The organism is Rhizobium binae (assembly GCF_017357225.1).
Lineage (GTDB): Bacteria > Pseudomonadota > Alphaproteobacteria > Rhizobiales > Rhizobiaceae > Rhizobium > Rhizobium binae.
On sequence record NZ_CP071610.1, the window covers coordinates 75966 to 98225 of the forward strand.

Annotated in this window: 21 protein-coding genes and 1 pseudogene; 12 read left to right on the plus strand and 10 right to left on the minus strand. The window is 56.4% G+C overall.

Going from position 1 to position 22260, the window contains the following annotated elements:
* Positions 1-41 precede the first annotated feature (41 nt).
* The 4 genes from J2J99_RS32200 to J2J99_RS32215 all read left to right on the plus strand — a co-directional run bounded on the left by J2J99_RS32200 (position 42) and on the right by J2J99_RS32215 (position 4725).
* Positions 42-1376: an ABC transporter substrate-binding protein gene (locus J2J99_RS32200; protein WP_168298699.1), complete on the plus strand. Its 1335-nt coding sequence runs from the start codon at positions 42-44 to the stop codon at positions 1374-1376.
* Positions 1377-1494: 118 nt separating this feature from the next.
* Positions 1495-2277, plus strand: a complete 783-nt coding sequence (locus tag J2J99_RS32205; protein ID WP_168298717.1) for an ABC transporter ATP-binding protein — start codon at positions 1495-1497, stop codon at positions 2275-2277.
* A gap of 25 nt (positions 2278-2302) precedes the next feature.
* Positions 2303-3550, plus strand: a complete 1248-nt coding sequence (locus J2J99_RS32210) for an SfnB family sulfur acquisition oxidoreductase (protein WP_168298737.1) — start codon at positions 2303-2305, stop codon at positions 3548-3550.
* A 317-nt stretch (positions 3551-3867) separates the two neighbouring features.
* Complete coding sequence (locus tag J2J99_RS32215) at positions 3868-4725, plus strand: calcium-binding protein (RefSeq protein WP_168298752.1); 858 nt, start codon at positions 3868-3870, stop codon at positions 4723-4725.
* Between the two features lie 703 nt (positions 4726-5428).
* Here the strand turns inward: J2J99_RS32215 and J2J99_RS32220 are convergent.
* From J2J99_RS32220 to J2J99_RS32250, 7 genes are all read right to left on the minus strand, one after another.
* Positions 5429-5914, minus strand: coding sequence for a MaoC family dehydratase (locus J2J99_RS32220; RefSeq protein WP_138333862.1), 486 nt, complete (start codon positions 5912-5914; stop codon positions 5429-5431).
* Positions 5915-5988: 74 nt separating this feature from the next.
* Positions 5989-7815 (minus strand): glutamine--fructose-6-phosphate transaminase (isomerizing), encoded by a 1827-nt coding sequence (glmS, locus tag J2J99_RS32225; protein ID WP_168298760.1) that lies wholly within the window; start codon positions 7813-7815, stop codon positions 5989-5991.
* A 560-nt stretch (positions 7816-8375) separates the two neighbouring features.
* Complete coding sequence (nodL, locus tag J2J99_RS32230; RefSeq protein ID WP_168298808.1) at positions 8376-8948, minus strand: nodulation O-acetyltransferase NodL; 573 nt, start codon at positions 8946-8948, stop codon at positions 8376-8378.
* A 666-nt stretch (positions 8949-9614) separates the two neighbouring features.
* Entirely contained in the window at positions 9615-10019 is a 405-nt protein-coding gene (locus J2J99_RS32235) for a hypothetical protein (RefSeq protein ID WP_168298508.1), read from the minus strand.
* A gap of 69 nt (positions 10020-10088) precedes the next feature.
* On the minus strand, positions 10089-10808 hold the full coding sequence (locus J2J99_RS32240) for a hypothetical protein (protein ID WP_168298835.1): 720 nt from the start codon (positions 10806-10808) through the stop codon (positions 10089-10091).
* A gap of 123 nt (positions 10809-10931) precedes the next feature.
* Complete coding sequence (locus tag J2J99_RS32245) at positions 10932-11603, minus strand: hypothetical protein (protein ID WP_168298856.1); 672 nt, start codon at positions 11601-11603, stop codon at positions 10932-10934.
* Between the two features lie 177 nt (positions 11604-11780).
* Positions 11781-12131 (minus strand): helix-turn-helix domain-containing protein, encoded by a 351-nt coding sequence (locus J2J99_RS32250; protein ID WP_168298858.1) that lies wholly within the window; start codon positions 12129-12131, stop codon positions 11781-11783.
* Positions 12132-12311: 180 nt separating this feature from the next.
* On the opposite strand from J2J99_RS32250, the gene J2J99_RS32255 reads away from it, so the two are divergent.
* On the plus strand, positions 12312-12950 hold the full coding sequence (locus tag J2J99_RS32255) for an acyl-homoserine-lactone synthase (RefSeq protein ID WP_168298869.1): 639 nt from the start codon (positions 12312-12314) through the stop codon (positions 12948-12950).
* A 156-nt stretch (positions 12951-13106) separates the two neighbouring features.
* Positions 13107-13841, plus strand: coding sequence for a helix-turn-helix transcriptional regulator (locus J2J99_RS32260; protein ID WP_168298877.1), 735 nt, complete (start codon positions 13107-13109; stop codon positions 13839-13841).
* A 314-nt stretch (positions 13842-14155) separates the two neighbouring features.
* Here the strand turns inward: J2J99_RS32260 and J2J99_RS32265 are convergent, their stop codons facing one another.
* The 3 genes from J2J99_RS32265 to nodD1 form a co-directional block, all read right to left on the minus strand.
* Positions 14156-15367, minus strand: a complete 1212-nt coding sequence (locus tag J2J99_RS32265) for a beta-ketoacyl-[acyl-carrier-protein] synthase family protein (protein ID WP_207601010.1) — start codon at positions 15365-15367, stop codon at positions 14156-14158.
* Complete coding sequence (locus tag J2J99_RS32270) at positions 15368-15646, minus strand: acyl carrier protein (protein WP_017958624.1); 279 nt, start codon at positions 15644-15646, stop codon at positions 15368-15370. It lies immediately after the preceding gene.
* 619 nt (positions 15647-16265) lie between these two features.
* Positions 16266-17198 carry a LysR family transcriptional regulator gene (gene nodD1, locus J2J99_RS32275; RefSeq protein WP_207601012.1) on the minus strand — a complete coding sequence of 311 codons (933 nt, stop codon included), beginning with the start codon at positions 17196-17198 and terminating at the stop codon, positions 16266-16268.
* A gap of 258 nt (positions 17199-17456) precedes the next feature.
* On the opposite strand from nodD1, the gene J2J99_RS32280 reads away from it, so the two are divergent.
* From J2J99_RS32280 to J2J99_RS34400, 6 genes and pseudogenes are all read left to right on the plus strand, one after another.
* Positions 17457-18047 (plus strand): NodA family N-acyltransferase, encoded by a 591-nt coding sequence (locus J2J99_RS32280; RefSeq protein WP_168302438.1) that lies wholly within the window; start codon positions 17457-17459, stop codon positions 18045-18047.
* Complete coding sequence (gene nodB, locus J2J99_RS32285) at positions 18044-18694, plus strand: chitooligosaccharide deacetylase NodB (RefSeq protein WP_168302439.1); 651 nt, start codon at positions 18044-18046, stop codon at positions 18692-18694. Before J2J99_RS32280 ends, nodB begins: the two co-directional genes overlap by 4 nt.
* Positions 18695-18716: 22 nt before the next feature.
* Positions 18717-19994 carry a chitooligosaccharide synthase NodC gene (gene nodC, locus J2J99_RS32290; RefSeq protein WP_127431412.1) on the plus strand — a complete coding sequence of 426 codons (1278 nt, stop codon included), beginning with the start codon at positions 18717-18719 and terminating at the stop codon, positions 19992-19994.
* Positions 19995-20031: 37 nt separating this feature from the next.
* A complete protein-coding gene (gene nodI, locus J2J99_RS32295; RefSeq protein WP_207601013.1) occupies positions 20032-21066 on the plus strand; it encodes a nodulation factor ABC transporter ATP-binding protein NodI in 1035 nt (344 codons plus the stop codon).
* A 3-nt stretch (positions 21067-21069) separates the two neighbouring features.
* Positions 21070-21849: an ABC transporter permease gene (locus tag J2J99_RS32300; RefSeq protein ID WP_168302427.1), complete on the plus strand. Its 780-nt coding sequence runs from the start codon at positions 21070-21072 to the stop codon at positions 21847-21849.
* 58 nt (positions 21850-21907) lie between these two features.
* Positions 21908-22170, plus strand: a pseudogene (locus J2J99_RS34400) (DUF982 domain-containing protein); the annotation flags it as partial.
* Positions 22171-22260: the final 90 nt, after the last annotated feature.

Here is a 22260-nt window from a genome sequence, read left to right on the forward strand (position 1 = left end):
CCGGCGCCTTGCGCCGGTCAATACCCGGAGTATGTCCAAAAATGACGATCCTTTCCAAATTCAAGATCGCGGCTCTTGCCGCCGGTCTCGCCTTTTCGGTGGCCATGCCTATGGCCCATGCTGACGAACAATATTTTCCGCTCCAGAGCTATCGCGTCGGCCCTTATGCTGCCGGCGGCACCGGCTTCTTCGGTGGCTTCATCGATTATTTGAACCTGATCAACACGCGCGACGGCGGCGTCAACGGCGTTAAGCTGACATGGTCGGAAGCTGAAATCCAGTATGAGGTCGAGCGTGGCGTCGAAGCGTACGAGCGTCTGAAGAGCAACCCGAACGTCGCCGCCTGGAACCCGCTCTCTGTCGGCATTGCCTATGCGATGATCGATCGCATCACCGCAGACAAGGTGCCGTTGATCACCATCAATCATGGCCGCACGGATTCGACCGATGGTCGCGTTTTCCCTTATGTCTTCCCGCTGCTACTCAATCCCTACAGTGAGACCTCAGGGATCGTGAACTACATCGCCGGCAAGGAAGGCGGTATCGAAAAGCTCAAGGGGAAGAAGATCGCCGTCCTTTATCATGGGTCGCCCTATGGCAAGGAAACGATCCCGATCTACGAACTTTTGGCGAAGAAATACGGATTCGAGCTGCAGCAGATAGAGGTGCCGCATCCCGGCAACGAACAGCAATCGCAATGGCTCACGGTCCGCCGCGCCAAACCAGACTTCGTCGTGCTGCGCGGTTGGGGCGTTATGAACCCGGTTGCGCTCAAGACCGCGGCGAAGGTTGGCTTCCCAGCAGATCACATTATTGGAAACGTCTGGTCCAATTCAGAAGAGGACGCCATCCCCGCCGGCGAGGCCGCCAAGGGCTATACGGCAATCACCACGCAGGCATCGGGAGCCGAATATCCGGTCGTTCAGGAGATCGTCAAAACGATTTACGACGCCGGCAAGGGAAACCTCGAAGACAAGAAGCGCATCGGCTCGGTCTACCATAACCTGGGTATCGTCAACGGCATCCTCAATGTCGAGGCGATCCGTATCGCACAGGAGAAGTTCGGCAAGCGGACACTGACCGGCGACGAGGTCCGCTGGGGCTTTGAACACCTGCAGCTCGACGCGGCGCGTGTCGAGGCGCTCGGCGCCAAGGGCCTGTTCCACTCCATCAATGTCACCTGGGACAATCACGAAGGCAACGGTTACGTGACGTTCCAACAGTGGGACGGGAAGAAGTGGAACGTCGTTTCTGACTGGATCGCGCCGGACTGGGCACTGCTGCGGCCCATCATCGAGAAGTCCTCCGAAGCCTACGCGGCCGAGAAGGGTATCAAGCTTCGTACGGCGGCAGACGCCGAGACGGCTACCAACTGATCCATTCAGGCCGCGCCTGACAAGGCGCGACCTGAAGAACCGGGCGCGAGCGTGGTGCCTCCCTCTCCAACCCCGCGCCTTCTCCCAATCCGACCTTTTGAGCAAGAGGAACACGATCATGGCTCTGGAAACCACACTGCTTGCGGTGGATGATCTGAAGGCAACGTACAATCACGCCATCACGGCGCTCGACGGCGTCAGTTTCCATCTGGCGCGTGGTGAAATCCTGGCGCTCCTTGGCGCCAACGGCGCCGGCAAGACGACGACACTCAAGGCGCTATCCAATCTGCTTCCGGCCGAACGGGGGCAGGTCGTTTCCGGCAGCATCCGCTTCGACAGGCTCGATGTCCTGCGCATAGGCCCTGCTCCTCTGGTACGCGCCGGCCTCGTGCAGGTGCTTGAAGGTCGCCATTGCTTTCGCAGCCTGACAGTCGAGGAAAACCTTGTCTTCGGAGGGCTTGGCCGCGGCAGCACGCGCGCGCAGATCGCCGAAGATATCGAGAAAGTCTATGCGCATTTTCCGAGGTTGAAAGAAAAGCGCCGTGCACTCTCCGGCCTGACCTCGGGTGGCGAGCAGCAGATGACGGCGATCGGCCGGGCGCTGATGTCGCGGCCGCGCCTCCTGGTTCTCGACGAGCCATCCATGGGATTGGCGCCGCTAATCGTCCAGGACATTTTCCGGACGCTGCGTCAACTCAATCGCGATGAGGGTCTTTCCATCCTTGTGGCGGAGCAGAACTCCGCCATCGCTCTAAAATATGCCGATCGCGCCATCATTCTCGAAAACGGCGCAACGGTGCTGACCGGTGACGCACAGGATCTCCGCAGGCGCGACGACATCAAGTCTTTCTACCTCGGCAAGAGAGCCGTGGCTCCCTCCATCCCGGCCGTTGTCGGCTAACCACAATTCAAGAGGAGACACCACCATGACCCTTTCCACTATCAATACCGAGAATGCCGCAAAGGCCGTGCCCCCTGTTCCACGCCCTTCGGAGCCAGCCCACATTATCAAGACTGATGCCGAAGCGATTGCCGTTGCCAAGACACTTGCCGCAGAGTTCATCAAGGATTCGGCTGTGCGCGACCGCGACCGCATCTGGCCGGTCAAGGAACTGGACGCGTTTTCGCAAAGCGGTCTCTGGTCGATCAACGTGCCGAAGGCCTTCGGCGGTCCCGAAGTCTCCTATGCGACGCTTGCAAGGGTGATCGAGATCATCTCGGCGGCCGATTCGTCGATCGGGCAGATTGCGCAGAACCATCTTGGCGTCGTGGCAGCGATCCGCACGGTTTCGAACCCAGCCCAGCAAAAACTGTTGTTCGCGGAAGTGTTGAAAGGAACCCGCTTCGGCAATGCCTTCTCCGAATTTGGATCCAAGCGCGCTGCGGATTTCGAGACCAAATTTGTCGATGCCGGCGATCATGTCGTCGTCAACGGCAAGAAATTCTATTCGTCAGGGGCGCTGCTCGCGCATCTGGTGCCAATCGTGGCACTGGATGACGAGGGCAGGGCCTGGTACGCAATTGCCGAGCGCGGTGCGCCTGGTCTCACCGTCATCGACGACTGGTCCTCCTTTGGCCAGCGTACCACGCTGTCGGGCACGGTCCTGCTTGACAATGTCAAAGTGCCGAAGACTCGTCTCGTGCCTGGCTACAAGGGGTATGAAGTGCCGACCGCGGACGGAGCGATCTTCCAGATTATCCAAGTGGCTGTCGATACCGGCATCGCGCAGGCGGCGATCGACGAAACGGTCAATTTCGTGCGTACCAAGAGCCGTGCCTGGGTGGATTCTGGCGTCGACAACGCCTGGGACGATCCCTACACGATCCAGGCGATCGGGGACTTGACGCTACGGCTGCACGCGGCGCAGGCGCTGCTTGAGAAGGCAGGTTATGCCATTGACCGGGCGATCCTCGATCCGAACGCGGGAACCGTTGCGGAAGCCCAGATCGTTACCGCCGAAGCGAAGATCCTTTCCACTGAAATCGCGATTGCGGCGACCAACAAGTTGTTCGAATTGGCAGGAACGCGTTCAACCCTTGCAGAGCACGGGCTTGATCGCCACTGGCGCAACGCCCGCACCCATACTCTGCATGACCCGGTCCGCTGGAAGTACGCCATTTTGGGTAAGTATTTCCTGAATGGCGAGAAGCCACCGCTCCATGCCTGGAGCTGAGGTTTTCGATCTGCAAAGCACCCTGAGATCAGGTGCTCTGCAGATTTGTCTGCAACGTATACGCGGGAGGAAGCTTTCACCTTCGTCAACGAGGTGTCGCGGACATTGTTGCCACTGCTTGGCCGCCGATTGTCATAGCCCTAAGTCTTTTTCATATTCTGCCGGCCATCTACGAAGGGCGCACAGTCGTCCGGAGATAAACACTTCGGCATCCATCATTCAAATCCTTCAGATCAAATCAATGGATTTCACTAATAGGCTCTTAGAAAACATAAGGGGTGCTGGCAGCTTCGGCTGCCTCATAAGGAGTATATGTGATGATGATCAAAGGCACTGATAAAGGCCCCTTTATTATTAATGGATCCGATGACGACGACACAATCTATGGACTCAATCGCAATGACTGGATCAAAGCCGGCGGCGGCGATGATCTGATTTGGGCTGAACGCGGACACGACAGGATCGAGGCCGGTCCCGGCCATGACATCATCTGGGCCGGGGATGGCTCAGACGCTATCCATGCTGGTGATGGTGACGACCTCCTGTATAGCGACGGCTCATTCGCCGCCTTCAACCCCTTCGAAGTGCACCGCGTAATACCACATAGCGGCGAGAGCGACGACTGGCTCCACGGCGATGACGGGAAGGATACTCTGGTGGCTGGTGACGGCGCAGATGTTTTGGCTGGCGGCGAAGACGCTGACGCCTTCGTGTTTCGGTTCCACGATCCTATGGTTGGAACAACGCACTGCTATACGACTGTGAAAGATTTCGACCCGAAGCAAGACCGTTTTGTCATGGACGCCGATCACTTCGGTAAAGGGGATCTGTTTGGCGCAAATTTCATCAACCACTCGAAGGGTTTCCCAGGCCAATTTGTGGACACTTTCTACAATGGCAAGGCCGCGAACGCGCACGGTGAGCACGTTGTGGTAATCACAGATCGTGGGTTCACGTCTAGCTCTGCCGCCGCGACCGCTATTCACGGGGAAGCCCGCGGTGACATCATTGTCTACTATGATGAAAAAACTCTCGGTCATGATGACAAAACTCACGGTGCGACACTAGCCTATGTCGATTCCGCGAACCACGCGCATGCCTTCGCTCATGTCGACAATCTGCACGACATGTCAGATCTTACCTCGTTTACGGGGGAAAATTTCGGCTTCATTTAATTCGAAGACCCGAGGAGCGTTCCACCCTTGGGGCGCTTCTCTTTTCCAACGTGGCGCAGTACGGAAATAGAAACGACGTAATTTTGTGATCGAATGCACCGGCCCGTGAACAAGGTCCAATGGCCGGTCGCGTGCGTCCAATGTCGGCGTTGTTCAACCGAAAAGACGCGACCCTGGTCGAGAGGATGGTGAGATGCTGGCGAAGTTGCCCTGCTGCCGAAGACCAGCGTGGTATCAGGAGCGACGCCTGCGTAGCGTCCTCTTCTGTACAGGCCCGCGAAGCAATTCCATCTTAGTGAAAGTCCGCGTTGAGGGCCTTAGCAGGATTACGTCCCGTTTCATGGCTGCATGGCGAGGGGCCACGCGGTCACATCCTTTTGGTAGCGGTGCGTCTTCCCTCGAGGAAGGTTAACAGTGCTGTCGTCAACATACTGGCGTTGGCGACAGGCTTCGGTGATCTGCTCGGCCGGAAATGAGTAACCGCCATTACTTCAACAATCATTTACGTTGAACGAGCCTGGTGATCTCGCTGATAACGGTATGTCGCGCATGATGCCAGTCTGCCGCCTTGCTTGCGGCGCAAGTCTAGTCAACCGGCTGAAAGCAATAGGCGTTCGTAAGGGAAAACAGACGCTCAATGCAAAAAAGCGCCTAGGTCCATGGCGGTACTATCCGTAGACCAGGCAACTGGCGCGGGCTGGCGTCAAATTCCTTTAGGCCTGTCGTTTGGGTCAAACTGAATGATCGTGATCCAATTGGCAGTGAGTGCCGGTCGGCTCTCGTTCTCGATCTCGACCGTCACCTCGTAAGTGGTCACCAGCATGCTTGCGCCGCGAAATTGACATTCAGAGAGAACGAAGCGACCGCGCACGCGGCTACCGGTCTTAACCGGTGACATGAAACGCACCCGGTCTAAGCCGTAGTTAAGGCCCATGGTCTGCTCGCGGATCCTTGGCATGCCGCTGAAGTTCATCGCCGACAGAAGCGAGAGCGTCAAGAAGCCATGAGCGATAGTGCCACCAAACGGGCTTTCGACTGCTGCGCGTTCCGGGTGCACGTGGATGAATTGATGATCGTGTGTCGCATCGGCGAAGAGATCGATTGTGGTTTGATCGACGGTGATCCATTCGGATTTACCGAGTTCCTGGCCAATTCGCGACGGCACGTCGGCGAGCGAAAGTTCGTGCATACGACCTCACTTATTTGATGTCTGGTCAAGTCTTGGATTTTCTCGGAGGCGAGTTGCGAATTAAATCGTCACAATCATTCGACCGTGACTGATTTAGCCAGATTCCGCGGCTGGTCCACATCTGCCCCCATGACGACGGCCGTGTGATAGGCAAGAAGCTGCAGCGGCAGAGAAAAGATCATCGGCGCGATAATCTCCTCAACATTAGGCAACACGATGGTGTGCATGGTGGGGAGTTTCGACATCGACGCACCCGTCTCGTCGGTGATCAGAATGATACGGCCGCCGCGGGCGGCCACTTCCTGCATATTGGAGACAGTCTTATCGAAGAACCGATCATGTGGCGCGATGACGATGACTGGCATATTTTCATCGATCAGGGCGATCGGACCGTGTTTTAATTCTCCTGCCGCATAACCTTCAGCATGAATATAGGAAACCTCCTTGAGCTTCAGCGCACCTTCCATGGCCAATGGGAAATTTGTGCCACGGCCGAGATAGAGCACGTCGCGGTAATGCGACAATTCCCGTGACAAGAGCTCGATCTGCGGCTTGATGTCGTTCAGCACTCGTCGCATAACGCCCGGCAACGTCGCCAGACTTTGGACCAGCGCCTGCTCCTCGTCGTCCGTGATTGTGCCCCGCGCCTTGCCTGCGCCGATGGCTAGTGCAGCGAGAACAGCAAGCTGGCAGGTGAATGCCTTGGTAGAAGCAACGCCGATCTCTGGCCCGGCGAGGATCGGAAAGATGGCATCTGCCTCGCGGGCAATAGTTGATTCTGCGGTATTGACGACAGCGCCTATTCTCAGACCTTGTGCTTTGCAATAGCGTAGCGATGCAAGCGTGTCAGCCGTCTCACCAGATTGAGAGATGAAGAGCGCTGCCGACCGCAGCGACAACGGGATTTCGCGATAGCGGAATTCAGAGGCGACATCAATTTCAACCATTAACCGTGCGTAGCGTTCGAACCAATATTTGCCAACCAGCCCCGCTAGATATGCAGTGCCGCAGGCAGAAATTGCGAGGCTCTCAACCCTGCCAAAACCGATGTCGGTTGAAGTGGCTATGACATGATTATCGTTGACATTGATATAGTGACCAAGAGCACGGGCGATGACCTCGGGTTGCTCGTAGATTTCCTTCTCCATAAAATGCCGGTGATTGCCCTTGCCGACCAGGTCTGCGGTAGCAAGCGACATGTGCCGTGGGCGCGTAACGACTTTGCCTTCCGTGTCGAAAACTTGGACACTGGTTTTGCCTACAGCAGCCCAATCGCCATCGTTCAGATATGTGATGTCATTGGTGAACGGAGCAAGAGCGATCGCGTCGGAGCCTAGAAACATCTCACCATCGCCGTGGCCTATCACTAACGGTGGTCCATAGCGCGCCACCATGATGGTGGCGGGATCATCCTCAAACAGGATGGCAAGAGCGAAGGCGCCCTTGACGCACTTCAACATGGCATGCATTGCCTCAAGGCATCCCATGCCATCCCGGCGGAATTTTGTCAGGAGATGCGCAATCACCTCGGTGTCCGTATCGGTCTCAAACTTGACCCCTACCTCCGCCAATGCTTCCTTTAGCTCGGAGAAATTTTCGATGATACCGTTATGAACAACGGCTACACCATCGGCAAAGTGCGGGTGAGCGTTGCATTCTGTCGGCGCGCCATGGGTAGCCCATCGTGTGTGGGCAATGCCGACAGTGCCGCTCAGGGGCGCTTCTTTCAATCTCGTTTTAAGGTTCCCGAGCTTGCCTTCTGCACGGCGTCGGTGCAATTCTCCCTCGAAGATCGTAGCAACGCCGGATGAATCATAGCCGCGATATTCCAGCCGCTCCAAGGCTTCGATCAGCCGCTCCGACACGGGCTTATGTCCCACTATGCCAACAATCCCACACATGCTCGTCACCCATGTCCCAAGAGCCCCCGACCGGTAATCAGGAAGGCGGACGCCGCTCCGTGCGTGTCCTCCAGCGGGTGCTATTAAATCCCAACAGATTAGTAAAATTGGTTGTTGCGATAGCTATCATCCACGATATGGATGCGGCTCCCTCAGCAGGGTCGATAAACGCGTACGCAGCGAATGGTGCCTTCTGCAAAGTGTCGACTGATAAGCTACGCCCGGGTGTTGGGCGCCTGCCTCTGAAAATGTTCGAGCCAACAGGAATTGGTATTTGCTGACGGCATGACGTTCGACACGACCAATTGGCTCTCATCATGCGCACGGACTGAAAGGCAATTCGTTTTTCTGCAGGTGAAGCGGTATGTGTCTGTGGGTTGACCCTAAGTCGTAATTGCCCCTTTGCATGCAAACGTGATCACGGGTCGGTCAGCAGGACTGCCCAGCCGCATTTGCAAAGAGGTTTGTGTCAGATTGAAAGTGCCGACAGTTGGAACCGCATGGGCCATGGCGGCCCAGGCGTTCCGTTCGCACAAGCCAAAACACTACTTCGCCTACTTTTATGATTGCGGCAAGCGTCCACCAACCCTGACCCGAGCTGGATTTCCCATGGCCGTGCTTCCTGCAGCAACATCTCGTGTGACCACGCTACCAGCGCCAATGACAGCATGATCGCCGATCGTCACACCCGGGAGAATGATTGCTCCACCGCCAATCCAGACGTGGCTGCCAATGCTGACAGGTCGTCCCAACTGTAGCCCAGCCTGGCGCTGCTCTGGATCATGTGGATGGTCCGCAGTATAAATCTGCACAGCAGGCCCTATTGCGGTTCCGTCACCGATAGTCACTGCTGCCACGTCAAGAATGACGCAGTTGAAATTGATGTACACCCAAGCTCCGATCCGGATATTGAACCCATAATCGCAGTGGAACGGAGGACGAATAGCAGCTCCAAGCCCGACCGTGCCCAATCGTTCTAACAGCAGCGCATGCCACCGCTCGGCGGGGTCGCCCAGCGTGTCATTATAGCGCTTCAGCCAAGCCCCGGTGAGGAGCAGCTCGGCTTGGATCTCGGGGTCCGCTGCGTTGTACATTTCGCCAGCAAGCATCTTTTCTTTTTGGCTGCGTGTCATCGTCTCTTCTCAGATCTTGTTCGTGGGAGTGGTTGGTCGTTACCGCTCGGATTCGGCAATGTACCGGCAGAGCTCACAGAGGAGTTAACAGCAATCTTTCGCCTTTTCGCGGCTTGTTCGAAATCATCTGCTTAAGCGCGGCAAATCCTACAGATAGGCAGACCGGCAGCGACCTTCGATTCACCGGCTGGGGGAGGGCACAATAATTTAGCTTGGCAGATTCCGAACACAGCGGCAAGCGCATAGGCCGACCAAGGCTGTCTAAGAGATCCTCACAATGTTTCCATGAGAAGTTTTACTCAAATCACTGCCCAGCTTCCCGAAGGTTTTATTCTATTCCAAGCGCTATGGGCCGTCCGCCTTGCTCGATGCCGGCGGGAATGCAAATCGTCAGGGTCTTGGCGGGGCGCGGCACGACGAAGGGCTGCTTCATCGACGGAGGCCGCTATCGCGGCCGCCGTCAATAGAATCCGGAGCCGCCAAGGTTACCGCACGCTGGCTACTGCCTATGAACCGCTCATTTGCTGTAGTTTTTTCATCCACCGATCTTAGCGTGCGGAATTGGGGCGACAAGCGCGACAGCGGGCGGAGGTGGATATTCCACTTTCCGCCTCAACCTTCGCGCAAGACCGGAAGAGAATTGTTGAATGTAGGAAATTCACCCCCTTACTGGCAGACGGTCAGGCCGCCCGGATTTCGAATGGCGGCAAAACCGACGCCGTCGATCGTGTTGTCGTCGCGAGCAATGAAGCAGTAATTGTCATTGGCGGGGGGAGCGGCGACGATGCAGGAGTTGGCCCCAGCCGGAATGACATAGGTGTCCGCTCCGACGATCGCAAAGACGGAGGCCATTCCATTCGGATGGGGCACCGGCTGCTTGGTGAAGAGGATCGCATCGTTCGGCGGTGCGACCGCAATGGGCTGGTAGTTCCGGCAATCGGACGAAAAAACGAGTTGTGCGGCGGCGGGCAGCGCTGTTGCGAGGATAGAGACGGTGGCAATGGCAAGCCCGGCAGCGATTTTAGCGCGACGTGCTCTTTGGCCAGAGAATTTCGACGTGATCCCTAACATTACTATATTCCTTTGTTTCAGGGGTTGGTTGGCTTGCTCAAGCGTCAGTGATGATCCGGATCTCTGGGTCTATGGTCCTCCTGTCGCCGAAAAGGTTCCGTCAGCTTGGTAAGTCACCGTGTAGGTCGCGTAGCCGATGGTGAAATCGCAGCATGCCGAGTTGCTTTCGTCATAAGCGACGGTGCTTCCAACCGGCTGGTAGCCCATCTTCACGAAAAAGATCTGCTTCGGTATGCAGTTCATGACGGCGTTGGGAACAGGAGCGACGAAGCTCGAGAGTATGATCGCTTGATTGCCGTTCAGTGCGACGACGCCACAATAGAGTTCCGGATGCGGCAACGGCGTATAGGAAGGCACGTTCATGCCAAACCCTCCGATCGCAATTCCGGATTGATTGGCGGGCGCGGAAAGTCCGAGCGGATCGAGCGTCAAGGTCGTGCAATTGTCCGGCGAACCGTCGACCGTCGTGAGCGCAACCGGTCGGAATGCTGACGTGCTGCCGACCACGGATAGCGTGGCGGCATTGAGCGAGAGAAGCGCGATAAGCTGCGAGGGCGACGCCGCCTGTTTGGTGCTGAGGGCACCTGCATAGACCTGACTGTCCAAACCGAAATTTATCTGCGCTCCCGAACGTGCGTAATTGCCGACGCTTTGGCAGCCGAGACTGCCGCTGAGGACGGGACCATGGCTCGGCAGCAACGGAAATGCGGCCTGCTTTTGGAAGACATAGAAATATTGCGTCGTCTGCGAAAAGTTCCGAACGATAATCTGGTAAGACGAACTGGTCATGGCGTGTGACAATCCCCTCTGAGATCAAGCCTGTCCGTCGCCCGTGCACGCGGCGGCAACCGCGCGGATGGTGCGCATGCAGGTGAAGAGGGGACGGGTCTTCACCTGCATGCCTGTCGAGGCCTACTGGAGCTGCGTGGTCCAGGTGCCGTCAGATTTCAGGCTGACGTTGCAGACGGAATAGCCGCCGGTGAAATCGGAAAGCGCCGCGTTCACGCTGGATTGCGTGAAGTTCATGACGACACCTGGCGTGTAGGCGCCGGTCTGGACATAATATTTCAGGATCGGCTGGCAATCGGTATTGCTGGCCGGGTTTGCCTGCACGAAGTTGGAGAGAACGATGCCGCCATTGACGGCAACCGCCGAGCCGACATTGAAATAGGGCGGCGAGTTGAAGACCGGCGTGGTGATGCGGAAGGCGCCAGGCTGCACACCTTCCCCGTAGATCGGCGAGGAAAGTCCGAGTGGATTGACCGTCGCAGTCGTCCAGTCGTTCGATTTACCGCCGCCCCCCGAACTCGGAGCAAGATCGATGGCGCGGCTGGCTGACGAGTAGCCGGAAGAGGCCCCGATTTGCGGCGGCGTGTTCGCCTGCTGGATGCCGGCATAATATTGCAGGTTGACTTGGAAGGTCAGGATCGCGCCGGTGTTGTCGTAGTTGCCGAGCGATTGCGAGAAAAGGCTGTTCGAATAGACTTGCCCGCCGCCGGTATAAATTGCCGGCTGCTGAAAGAAGTAGAAGTTTTGCGTCTGGGATTCGTAGTTTTTCACGTTGATGGTCAGCATTGTAGACATGTCGGCAACCCTTCTGCGTTGATATTGAAACAAGGGTCTTCGCTGCGGCGAGGGCAGGGTGGCTAAGCTTCCTGCCGGCGCCGTCATTGAAACCCTAACTAGAAAGATCGTTGGCGTAGCTCATTTTAGCAACCTAAAGCTGTCAATCGCAAGGTAAAAAAGCGTGCGAAATTGTGCTTAGCGTAACGCGCGTTCCGGAGGGATGGATTCGAGCAGCCCAATAAGATTGGACTGAGCCGCCGCAGATCGGCCGCGCAGCGCCATTACCCATAACAATTCCGTGGTGGAGATCGCGCTGTTCCTATGCCCGTCCATGGTCCCTCGCCCCAAGAGCAGCCAGTCGAGGGAGACATCCAACAAGCGCGCGAGAGCGCAGGCGCTTTCCAGGGACGTATGGCCGCCATTCTGCCAGCGTGAGACAGCAGCGACGGAGACATTCAGTTCGGCCGCAAGAGCGTGCACTTTCCGGATCTTGCCTCGAGATATCGCTTCCCGAATACGTTTGCCGCGCGCCTGATCGTGGGTCATGAGCGTTCTTCCTTTGGTTGCGTTAAATTGGCAGCCACAGCGAGCTTTGATCGGTCAAAGATCAGAAATTTCGTCTGAAAATGAATGGCAAAGCGAAACACCGGTCAATCTGGGGAAATATCCAGATTGCTTCGCATCGACCTCCCGTTGTGAAACGTCAAGGCACCAGGAGGGCCAGATATGTTGCGGATACTCACCAGAGACATGCTTGAGACCGATCGGCATGCTTTCGATGAAATGTTTCGGGCGCGCGCCGCCGTTTTTCGCGATCGGCTGGGATGGCAGGTCGACGTCCGGGACCAGTCGGAAAGGGACCGATATGACGAAGCCGAAGATCCCGTATATCTCGTCACGCAACGACCTTGCGGCACGCTGACGGGTTCGCTGCGCCTGCTGCCGACGACGGGGGCAACAATGCTCAAAAGCGAGTTTCGGCATTTCTTCGATCAGCCTATCGACGTCGACAGCCCGACGACGTGGGAATGTACTCGCTTTTGCGTTCACCCATCTGCCGGACACATTGCGCAATCGCGCGCAGTCGCCACCGAACTGCTCTCAGGGCTTTGCGATCTCGCTCTAGACGCCGGTATCGAAAACATCGTCGGCGTCTATGATGGGGCGATGGCCGGGGTGTATCGCCGGATCGGCTGGAGGCCGACGCCTCTTGCCCGATCACTGCCCGAGATCGGCAAACTATATGTCGGCCTATGGGATGTGACCGCGGACAACTGTCGGACACTTCGGACCAACCTAGCCCGACACCTCAATCATACCTCTTCCTGTCCTGGCGGAGCCCTTGTCGATGGTGGCAGGCAGTAAGGCCAGTGTCGCCGTACCACCGCCCAACAGTCTCGCCAGTTCCTTGACCTGTTTTTCACATCGCGCCAGGGTTGCTATAAAATATGCTGTTCTCGCAGACCGCGAAATGGTACCACTGCCGGTAGTCAGGAAAACATACAACCGCGAGTCCATCTCATGCTGAGCAGTTCTCGTTTTTTCTACAGTTTGGATCGGATCTCCGCGTCGCCGACATTGGGAGATCTGGAAACGACGCTGGACGAAGTCCGCCACATCTATGCGATATCGCACATGGTTCTGCATGTGACCCGCTTCTCCGGCGGGGCAGCCAACAATCCATTGCTCATGCTGACCTACCCGCCCGAGTGGGTGAAGCAATATCTTGCCCGGGATTATTTCAGCATCGATCCCGTCGTGCGGCTCGGACAGCGCGGCTTTCTGCCCGTGGAATGGTCCGCGTCAAAGTGGGATTCAGGCCGGGCTCAGGGCTTCTTTAAGGAGGCGATGACCTTCGGTATCGGGCAGCAAGGCGTGACCCTGCCGGTGCGTGGGCCTCACGGGGAGCGATCGCTGTTTACGATCACCTCCAATCAGCCCGACTCCTACTGGCGTCGGTTCCGCATGGATAACATGCGCGACCTGCAGTTTCTCGCCCACCATCTCCACGACAGGGCGATGGTTCTGTCGGGGATGAGAAAAATTGCGGATTTTCCGCAACTGTCCCGCCGCGAACTGCAATGTCTTGAGATGACGGCCAGCGGCCTTCTGGCAAAGCAGATCTGCGCCCGCTTGTCCATTTCGGTAAGTGCGGTGCAGCTCTATCTCGCCTCGGCACGCCGAAAGCTGACCGTCGCCACGACCAGTGAAGCTGTCGCCAAAGCCACGGCGCTCGAATTGATATCAGCGTGGTGATCGCTTTCTCCGATGACCACGAAGGCCGCAAAGTCACCGTAAAGGTTCATCAATGCCAACAAGCATCGGTGCCGAGCTAACTTCGTCAGAAGAGTGTGCTCGCTGATGCCGGAAAGAGCGGGCGAAGGGCTGCGTCCCTCTCATCCCACAGCCTTTGCCCCGAGACGGCGGAGTGGCATGATGTGCGCAGAGAAAAATTTCAGATGCGAGAGTATCCGAGGTATTGGAACGAGACCTTGCTGACGGGAATCGGCGGTGCATGCTTCAAGCATGTGCCGCTGGCCTTACAACGGTTAGTCGTGACGGGCTTCACTTCATTGCACCTGCTTGAACGCAAGGACAGCATTCATGCCGCCCATGGCGAAAGCGTTGCTCATGGCCACGCGCACCCTGCGCTCCCGGGGCACATTTGGCGTGATGTCCAGATCACAATCGGGGTCTGGTTCGCGATAGTTGGCGGTGGGCGGCACGACACCTTCTTGGATCGCCATCACGCAGGCTATCATTTCGAGCGCACTTGCTGCCCCGAGGCAGTGCGCGTGAGTGGATTTGGTAGAAGAGATGGACAACGATCGAGCATGGTCACCGAAGACGCGCTTAATCGCCGTCGTTTCGATCTGATCGTTGGCCTTGGTGCCGGTGCCATGGGCGTTGAGGTAGTCTACATCCTCGGCATTTAAACCCGCATCAACAAGGCAGGCGCGCATCGCCGCCTCCGGCCCATGCACAGCTGGTGCAGCGATGTGATAGGCATCGGCGGAAAGGCCGATGCCGGCGACCTCGGCAAGCATCGTTGCACCGCGGGCGGCGGCATGCTCATAGCTTTCCAACACGGCCATGCCCGCACCCTCGCCCAAAACTAGTCCTTTCCTGTCGGCGGAGAATGGCCGGCAAGTATCTGGAGCGAGTACGCGCATTGCTTCCCATGCCTTAAGCACGATCCACACGAGTGGCGCGTCGCTTCCTCCAGCTAGCATAACGTCCGCCCTACCGAGCTTGATCTGATCTACCGCTGAAGCGATCGCATGGTTGGCCGAGGCGCAGGCAGAGGTGGCACCGAAGACTGGCCCCCGCAGCCCGAGGTTCATGCTTACCTGACAGGCAGCCGCGCTAGGCATTGCCTTTACCCCAGTGAATAGCTCAGTGCGGGTCGCGCCGCCCAATAGGAGGGTGCGGTAGGCCTTCTCGGTAGCGTCCCAGCCGCCAAAGCCAACGCCCACTGTCGCGCCGAAACGGTGGGCATTTCCTTCATCGCACGAAAGGCCGGCCTGTAGCATGGCTTCTTTAGCTGCAAGCACGGCAAGCAGGCTGAAGCGGTCCATGGAGATGAGCTGCTTGCGATCAATGTCGTGTTGAGGCAGCACTTTGATCTCGGTCCCGATCATCCCCTTCAGCTCATGAATCTCTGAGTTTGAGATCGGGCCGATGGCGGAGCGGCCTTCGCGCATCTCCGTCCAGATAGAGGAAGCATCGGTGCCCAGTCCGCACAGTCCGCCCAATCCGGTGATAACGACGCGCCTATCCATTCAGACCTCCTTGGTGAGCAGGCCACGGACGGCTTCCACCACGTCGCCGATGTTGTTGAGGTTCGACCAGGCATCGGCCGTATTCATCTCGATCTTAATGCCGTAGAGTTGCTCCAGATCCCAAAGGACATCGGCCAAACCCAACGAATCGATGCCAAGTGAAGTCAACTCAGTGTCAGTCGTTATTTCGCCGAGCGCTACGATCGTTCTCTCGCCGTTTTCAGCTTTGACGAGCTTATTGATCGCACTGATAATTTCCAGTGTGAGTTGGTCAGCCATTTGTATTCCTTTCCATCATGTCTAATTTTGACAAGCCGACGGCCTTGCGAGAAGACTCGATTTAATTGCTGCTAACATCGGAAGATGTTCCGGCTCGTCTGCGAAGTGACGACAGAAACCGATAAACTTACCGGAACGTCACCGCGCGGTCGCCCTGCTATGGATCATATGGAATGATTGGTAAAAATGATTGTGTGGATCAAAAGCATCCACGCTATGGATTGTGGCTCGGGCATTGCCGCAGCTGAATTCATGCGCCGGCGCAGTTGCAAATCCTCCACTTTGGCCGCTTTCCCGGGCCGGCGCGTTGTCAGTGCGGCGCAGGAAGCATGTGCGGGAGGTCGGTGAAGTCGCCGCGGCATGATGCTGGTGTTCAGCATTGAGCCGAACATAAGTGACAGAAATAAAGTTTTGAATCTCTTTTGCACGAGGCCGAGGGAAGCATACAAATGGCCACCTTCTCAGGTAGAAATGATCGCTCTCGGCACAATGATAAGCTGCGGCAGCGGGGTCCCGCCTGTAACGTGATGCCTCGTTTGGGAACACACCGAATGCGTAGGTTCCAATAATCAGCGCTCATCTGACTACTGGGGCTGTGGAATGAACCCGGCTGTGCCGCTTAGGACGTACAACTTTGCATCTCAGATTCCATGCGCGAAGCCTCTTTGATCATAATCTCGCGCATCCATATGTTTCCAGGATCAGTGTTGTGAAGAGCCGGCCATTGGACAGCCTCAGTGAACGAAAGAAGTGGCAAAGGATGCTCGATGATCCGTAAGGGGATAGTTTGTTCGTAATGTTTGACCAACCGGAGTGGGATGGTTGCTATTCGGTTAGTGCCTGACAGCAACGGCGGGATCAAATTAAACCCCGGCACGACGAGTTCAATACGCCTCTTGAAGCCGTGCTCCAGCAATAACCATTGCTCAACGGAAGGCTTAAGACCACGTCCGAACTTAGCCGCGACATGTCCCATGGACATATATTGCTCCAGGGAGAGCTTCCCTTGCAGTTGCTCGTTCGTAGAGCAGCCGACACACACCAGTTCCTCTTCGAAAAGCCTTGCCTTCGGATGGGCGCCAGACATGAATAAATCCGGAAGGATCAGAAAATCAACATCCCCGCGGCGGAGAAGCTCCTCGGGATCGTCGTCAAGTGGCAGCAACTCGAAGCTGACCCGTGGCGCCTCTCGAGCTAAGCGCAAGATGATCTTGTCGAAGAAGACCAGCGCCATGAAGTCTGAAAGGATAATTCTGAATCGGCGATCGGACTCCGCAGGATTTATTGGATCCCATGCGATGACGGAGAGCTGAATATGCAAGAGTGCTTCGCGAACAGCGGGGGCAAGTGCCTCTGCACGCGGGGTCGGAACTAGCTCCCGTCTCTGCATGATAAAAAGGTCGTCGCGGAAATAGTCGCGCAACCTAGAGATGGCAGCGCTCATGGCGGGTTGGCTGAGGTTGATGCTGCGCGCCGCTGCTGTGAGCTTGCGCTCGGTCATTAGAGCGTCGAGTGCTACAAGAAGGTTTAGATCTAGGCCTTTAAAACGCATGGGTTGAATATCCATTCCATAGATGATTGCCATCCAAACAATCAATTTTACCAATCTTTCGGATCACTTATAGAAAACCCGGAACTTGATCAATATCAGGACCAGGAACTAAAAAACGAAGCGCCGGGCAGGGGCCCGATTTGAGACTCTTACATCTCTTAACCGCTCGATTGCCTAACCGGCAATCCAACAAGTATGCGCAACAATATCGCGCAGCTCTGATCGTGGTTGGGCGAAGAAACAACTTGGAGCTTTTGCATGTCTTCTGAAGTGCGATGGAAAATCTGCTGGGAAAATGAGCTGGAAGCTTCCGACCACGCGGAACTCGCCGATTTTTTTTGCAAGACCTATGGGCCGACGGGAGCGTTCAATGCCAAGCCGTTCGAGACTGGCCGAAGCTGGGGTGGTGCGAGGCCCGAACGCCGCGCAATCGCATATGACTCGCACGGCGTCGCTAGCCACATGGGCTTGTTACGCCGCTTCATAAAAGTCGGTACGACTGATTTGCTTGTGGCCGAGCTAGGCCTGTACGGAGTGCGACCGGATCTAGAAGGATTAGGCATCGCTCACTCGGTCCGCGCTATGTTTCCGATTCTGCGCGAGTTGAGCGTTCCATTTGCTTTCGGAACAGTTCGCCACGCCATGCGGAATCACATGGAAAGATACTGCCGAGATGGTACCGCCAATATGATGACCGGGCTGCGTGTGCGCTCCACGCTTCCAGACGCGCATTCCGACCTGCCAGCCACGCGCACTGAAGATGTCCTCGTATTGGTAGTTCCCGTCGACCGTCCGATGACGGAGTGGCCCGCAGGCTCGTTGATTGAACGAAATGGGTCGGAACTATGAAGCGGCCTGCCTATATGAGCGAAGTACCGGTCAATCACACAAGCGGCCAGGAAGATCGCTGCGTTTATTTTACGTTCGATGATGGTCCTAATCCATACTGCACGCCGCAAATCCTTGATATTCTAGCTGAGCACCGTGTCCCGGCGACATTTTTTGCTATCGGTTCATACGTGAAGGATCACCCCGACCTCATTCGGCGTCTTGTGGCGGAAGGTCATGATGTCGCCAATCATACCATGACGCACCCCGACCTCGCCACCTGCGATCCCAAGGATGTCAAACGTGAAATAGACGAGGCGCATCAAGCTATTGTCTCGGCCTGTCCCCAAGCCTTGGTCCGGCACTTACGAGCGCCTTACGGGGTTTGGACTGAAGACGTCCTTTCAGCATCGGTGAGGGCTGGACTTGGAGCCGTTCACTGGTCGGCCGACCCTAGAGACTGGTCTTGCCCGGGCGTCGACGTGATCGTTGACGAGGTGCTTGCTGCTGCTCGGCCTGGGGCAATCGTGCTTTTGCACGACGGGTGTCCTCCCGATGAGGTTGAGCAATGCTCGCTTGCCGGACTCCGTGACCAGACGCTCATAGCACTCTCTCGAATTATTCCGGCACTGCATAGCCGCGGATTCGAGTTTCGTTCACTTCCCTGAAACACTGGACAAACGAGAAACCATGACCCTGCTCGCAACAACCAGCATCGCCGCCATCTCGCTTTATGCAATGCTCTCCACCGTTTACAAGAGCGCGCAGGTCTTTCATGCTAGGCGGACAACGATCTCAACAACACCTGCGAAAGACATTGAAACCAACCCCGTGCCAAGCGTTGATGTCATCGTGCCGTGCTTCAACGAGGACCCAATCGTTCTTTCGGAATGCCTCGCGTCGCTTGCGGAGCAAGATTATGCCGGAAAATTGCGCATCTATGTAGTCGACGACGGTTCCAAAAATCGCGACGCGGTTGTGGCTCAGCGCGCTGTCTATGCAGACGATGAGAGATTCAACTTCACAATTCTCCCTAAAAATGTTGGAAAGCGCAAAGCGCAAATCGCCGCTATAACCCAGTCCTCTGGGGATCTCATTTTGAATGTGGACTCAGACACCACGATCGCCCCCGACGTCGTATCTAAGCTTGCCCACAAAATGCGGGATCCAGCAGTCGGTGCGGCGATGGGCCAAATGAAAGCCAGTAACCAGGCGGACACCTGGCTAACTCGCTTGATTGACATGGAGTACTGGCTTGCCTGCAACGAGGAGCGCGCGGCACAAGCTCGCTTCGGTGCAGTTATGTGTTGCTGCGGCCCATGTGCGATGTACCGTCGGTCTGCTATGCTTTCGCTGCTCGATCAGTACGAGACGCAGCTTTATCGCGGCAAGCCGAGTGACTTCGGCGAAGATCGCCATTTGACGATTCTCATGCTGAGCGCAGGCTTTCGAACTGAGTATGTTCCGAGTGCCATCGCGGCGACAGTCGTTCCAGACACGATGGGTGTTTATCTACGCCAACAACTACGGTGGGCACGCAGCACCTTTCGGGATACTTTGCTTGCGCTTCCTGTACTGCCTGGTCTCGATCGGTATCTCACGCTGGACGCAATCGGGCAAAATGTCGGCCTGCTACTTCTTGCGCTGTCGGTATTGACAGGAATTGGCCAGTTTGCGCTGACCGCCACACTGCCCTGGTGGACGATCCTGGTCATTGGATCCATGACTCTTGTACGCTGTAGCGTGGCTGCCTATCGCGCCCGCGAACTTAGGTTTTTGGGTTTTGCTCTCCACACGCTCGTGAACATCTTTCTCTTAATTCCCTTGAAGGCATATGCCCTTTGTACCCTATCCAATAGCGACTGGCTGTCGCGCGGATCAGTCGCGATTGCGCCCACTGTTGGGCAGCAGGGCGCTACCAAAATGCCAGGGCGGGCGACATCTGAAATTGCCTATAGTGGCGAGTGATGAACACGTCACTGCAGCTCAAAATCTGGGACAAGAAATGAACGGGCAATTAACGAATTTGACGACGACGACCGCTGATCCGCACCAGGATCATCTCATCCTATCGGAGCGGCAGCACCAATCGAAATTTAAGGCAATGGATTCGCCTTCTGGCTCATTGTCCCCAGTCGCAATCGACCTAGCCGGCGTTTCGAAATCATATGGTGGTAAAGTCGTCGTCAATGACTTGTCGTTTACTATCGCCGCCGGAGAATGTTTTGGTCTTTTAGGGCCGAACGGCGCAGGTAAAAGTACGATCACCCGTATGATCCTAGGGATGACGTCGCCAAGTGCAGGCACAATCACTGTACTCGGAGCACGGGAACCGCGCCAGGTTCGCTTGGCACGAGCGAAAATCGGGATCGTGTCTCAGTTCGATAATCTCGACCTGGAATTCACGGTCCGCGAAAACCTTTTAGTATACGGCCGCTACTTCCGCATGAGCACCCGAGAAATCGAAGCGGTCATCCCGTCTCTGCTTGATTTTGCGAGACTTGAGAGCAAGACGAATACGCGTGTGGCAGACCTATCTGGAGGAATGAAGCGGCGCCTCACTTTGGCGCGTGCGCTCATTAATGACCCGCAGCTACTCATTTTGGACGAGCCGACCACTGGCCTCGACCCACACGCGCGCCACTTGATCTGGGAACGACTTCGATCGCTGTTGGCACGAGGCAAGACAATTCTTCTGACCACCCATATCATGGAAGAGGCGGAGCGCTTGTGCGACCGGCTGTGCGTGCTTGAAGCTGGGCGAAAGATCGCCGAAGGCCGACCGCATGCCCTGATCGAGGAGCAGATTGGCTGTCCCGTGATCGAAATTTATGGTGGCGATCCGCGGGAGCTTAGTCTTTTGATCAGGCCAAATGCTAGGCGACTGGAAATCAGCGGAGAGACCCTGTTCTGCTACACGCCTGATCCAGAGCAGGTGCGCGCGCAACTGCGTGGATATTCGGGCCTGCGCTTGTTGGAGCGTCCACCAAATCTAGAGGATGTCTTCTTGCGGTTAACCGGACGCGAGATGGAGAAGTAGACGATGGGCGTAGCAACATTACCCGCCGGCGGTTTGAACTGGCTCGCAGTTTGGCGCAGAAACTATCTGGCTTGGAAAAAAGCGGCGCTGGCATCCATTCTCGGAAATCTAGCCGATCCCATAATATATCTATTCGGGCTCGGCGCTGGATTGGGAGTGATGGTAGGGCGCGTTGACGGCGTATCGTACACTGCGTTTTTGGCGGCTGGAATGATCGCGACAAGCGCGATGACCGCTGCAACCTTCGAGACGATTTATGCGGCCTTTGGCCGAATGCAGGGCCAGCGCACCTGGGAAGCAATGTTGTACACACAGCTCACACTAGGGGATATCGTCGTTGGGGAAATGGCATGGGCAGCAACTAAGGCGGCGCTGGCGGGCACCGGTATTGGTATCGTCGCCGCCACGCTGGGATACACACATTGGTTATGCCTTCTCTATGCGCTTCCGGTCATCGCCCTCACTGGCTTAGCCTTTGCGAGCCTTGGAATGGTCGTCACGGCCCTCGCGCCCAGCTACGATTACTTCATATTTTACCAAACCCTTGTCATCACACCGATGTTATTTTTGTCAGGCGCAGTCTTTCCCGTAGACCAATTGCCCGTAGCATTCCAACAGATAGCGGCCTTCTTGCCCTTGGCACATTCGATAGATGTTATCCGCCCGACGATGCTGGGCCAACCAATCGCCAATGTCTGCCTGCATATCGGCGTTCTCTGCATCTACATAGTCGTACCATTCCTCGTGTCGACCGCATTGCTTCGGCGGCGACTAATGCGGTGATGAATGCCACTTCACATCATCATCATCATCAGCAGCATTCACGACGGTCGGGTTTGCTTTGCGAGGCCCGGCATCCCGTAAGATCGCATGGAGGCTGGGCGACGCGGCGCGTCTCCTGATCAACGACTGGACCTGCGATGACAGCGAGGAATATGTGGCTGCCGTCAAAACCTGCGTCGACGCATTGAGCGGGAAGATTGCCTCGGAACAATTCCGGGAAGCGCTTCTCTGTGCCGCCGATGAGGCGGGTATTGCCCGCTCTTTCGCTCGTCCAGCAGGGGAGTTGGAGAGCGACGACCGGATCTGCCTCAAGCGTGCAAAGGTAGTCCGAATTTAAAGGCTATCCGCTTTTCGGCGTCATGTTTGCACCGAGAACCTGCACATCTGGCTGGACCCCGACGCGCCACTCCT